Origin of the sequence: Nonomuraea basaltis (genome assembly GCF_005893125.1) — a bacterium.
GTDB lineage: Bacteria > Actinomycetota > Actinomycetes > Streptosporangiales > Streptosporangiaceae > Nonomuraea > Nonomuraea basaltis.
This window is the reverse complement of record NZ_VCJS01000494.1, coordinates 1-2284: the sequence shown is the minus strand read 5'-3', so window position 1 is coordinate 2284 and position 2284 is coordinate 1. Positions and strand designations below refer to the sequence as shown.

At 67.1% G+C, this 2284-nt stretch carries 3 protein-coding genes and 1 pseudogene; 3 read left to right on the top strand and 1 reads right to left on the bottom strand.

Annotation, left to right across the window (positions count from 1 at the left end; all coding sequences use genetic code 11):
• Positions 1-48: 48 nt before the first annotated feature.
• Together EJK15_RS76030 and EJK15_RS77050 are read left to right on the top strand one after the other, a co-directional pair.
• Positions 49-450: pseudogene (locus tag EJK15_RS76030) on the top strand (transposase); the annotation flags it as partial.
• A 504-nt stretch (positions 451-954) separates the two neighbouring features.
• The gene (locus tag EJK15_RS77050) at positions 955-1086 is read left to right on the top strand and encodes a hypothetical protein (RefSeq protein WP_276615629.1); all 132 of its coding nucleotides are present in this window, start codon (positions 955-957) and stop codon (positions 1084-1086) included.
• Between the two features lie 36 nt (positions 1087-1122).
• Here the strand turns inward: EJK15_RS77050 and EJK15_RS68840 are convergent, their stop codons facing one another.
• Complete coding sequence (locus EJK15_RS68840; protein WP_138720856.1) at positions 1123-1611, bottom strand: DoxX family protein; 489 nt, start codon at positions 1609-1611, stop codon at positions 1123-1125.
• Between the two features lie 90 nt (positions 1612-1701).
• Between EJK15_RS68840 and EJK15_RS68835 the strand changes: the two genes are divergently transcribed.
• Entirely contained in the window at positions 1702-2259 is a 558-nt protein-coding gene (locus tag EJK15_RS68835; RefSeq protein WP_138720855.1) for a TetR/AcrR family transcriptional regulator, read from the top strand.
• Positions 2260-2284 lie beyond the last annotated feature (25 nt).

The window sequence follows — 2284 nt, the reverse complement described above, 5'->3', positions numbered from 1 at the left end:
TGGTCGTGACTTTTGATCGGGGAACCGCCCTCTACCGTGGGTGCAGGCGTCTCCACCGTCGATCCCGAAGCCCCGGCACGTGCACAAGACCGTGCATCAGCGCCAGGACGGCTACAAGGCACACGTCGTGATCGAACCCGGCACCGGGCTGTTCACTGGCGTCCGGCTGACCAAGGCCACCGGTGCCGACAACCACGAGGCGGTGATCGGCCTCGCCCTGCTGGCCCAGGCCCTTGCAGACGCCCCACCGAGGCCGCTGCCCACACTGCGACGTTGGAGGTGCTGGGCGATAGCGCCGACGGCACCGGCGAGGTCCGCGCTGCGCTGGCCGATGCCGGGCATACCGTCATCGTCAAGCCCGCACCGCTGCGTCCGGCCGTGGCCGGCGGCGGCTACACCCTGGATGACTTCCTCATCGAGGAGGCCGCCGGCACCGCCATCTGCCCCGCAGGGGTCGGTGTGGTCGTGACCGCGTTCGAGCCCGACCAGCTCGACAGGCGTTCCGGTATCGATCCTGATCGTCTGCTGGAGCGTATGCGTGGGTTGCACATGGATACGGAGGGCGATCTGGTCAAGGCCACCGAACTCGCTCAGGTTGTCACCGGCCTGGAGATGCCTGATGACGACGCTGATCCCGATCTGGTGGGGGTAATGCCTGAGTACTACTGGCCTCTGTCCGGTTCGGAACCTTCCCGCCAGTCAGGCGACGCGGAAGAGCGCAACGGCAAGGGCCACCAGTGCGGCGGCGAGGAGCAGAGCGCCTACGCGAGTGAGGGCCGTTCCAGCAGAGCTCTTGCCTTCCTTGCCGATCCCCAGATGGATGAAGAACCCACCCGATTGGGCGAGCACACCGACGAGTAGCAGCCCGCCGAAGAGCCACTCCAGGCCGTCGGAGAGCTCGGCGCGGGGCAGATAGAGCAGGTACACCAGCGACAGGACGAGCAGAACCCCGGCATGGGCGTGCCCGGCGCGGAAGAAACGCTCGCGAAGTTCGCCGAGTTCTCCGGCGTCGGTGGTGATAAAGCGCAGCAACGCGTGGCCGCCGAACTCCACCGTGACGATGGAGAGAATCGCGATGATCGATAACACATGGGTAGGGCTCATGGTGATTCTCCGATGGGTCTATGCGTGGATGAGACGCTTCGGTAGCCCGGATTCCTTGCGTGCGCGGAGCCGATCCACGAGCACCGTCGTGGTGGCCGCCAGGAAGACGAGCTGCATCAGCGTCCGCCCCGGAAGCTGGTCCCACCATGGGAGCGCCTGCCCGGAAAGGGCCAGGTGCACGTTGGCGGGGAACATCAGTACGAGCTGAAGGGTGAGCCCGCCCGCTGCCCACATGGCGGTGCGCGGAATGAGCAGGCCGACGGCTCCGGCGATCTCGGTGACGCCGGTGATGTCCACCAGCAGCTCCGGCGCGGGCAGCCACGGGGGCACCATGGCGATTAACTCCGCGCGCATGCCGACGAAGTGCACGGTCGCGGTGAGCAGGAACATAGCCGCCAGCCCGGCCCGCAGCGCCACGGGAACACGGCGCAGCGACGGCTTCTTCCAGACGATGCCCACGAGCAGGGTCAGCGCGGTGACGACCGTGAGGGTGATGAGCGGTTCCATGGTAGGGCCTTTCGCGTGAGATCTAGTCACTGGCTAGATTAGGTTCAGGCGCAGAACTTGTCAATGACTAGTTCCTGGCATACTGAGCTCATGAAACAGAGCTACCACCACGGCGACCTGCGCAAGGCGGTCCTGGCCGCGGCCGTGGAGGTGATCGAGGAGTCCGGTCCCGGGGCGGTCAACCTTCGCGATCTCGCCCGCCGCGTCGGCGTTTCCCACGCCGCCCCTGCCCACCATTTCGGCGACAAGGCCGGGCTGCTGACCGCGCTGGCGACCGAGGGCTACGACCTGCTCACCGGCGCCCTCCAGCGCGTGGAACCGTCCGACCTGCGGGAAGCCGGCGTCGCCTACGTCACCTTCGCCGTCGAGCACCGCGCCCACTTCGCGGTGATGTTCCGTCTCGACCTGCTCCGGACCGACGATGCGGCGCTGCAGACCGCGCAGGCCCGCAGTGAGGCCGCTCTCGGCGCTGCCGTCGCGGGCGTGGCCGAACCTGGCGACGACATCGTGGTCCTCAGTACGGCGGCGTGGTCCTTGGTCCATGGCTTTGCCACCCTGTGGCTGCAAGGTGTTCTGCCTGCTGAACTTGGTAACGACGTACACACTGCCGCTCGGGCGGTCGCCGGCATGCTTTCCGGAGTCCGCTGACCCTTGGTCACCATTCGCTGGGGCT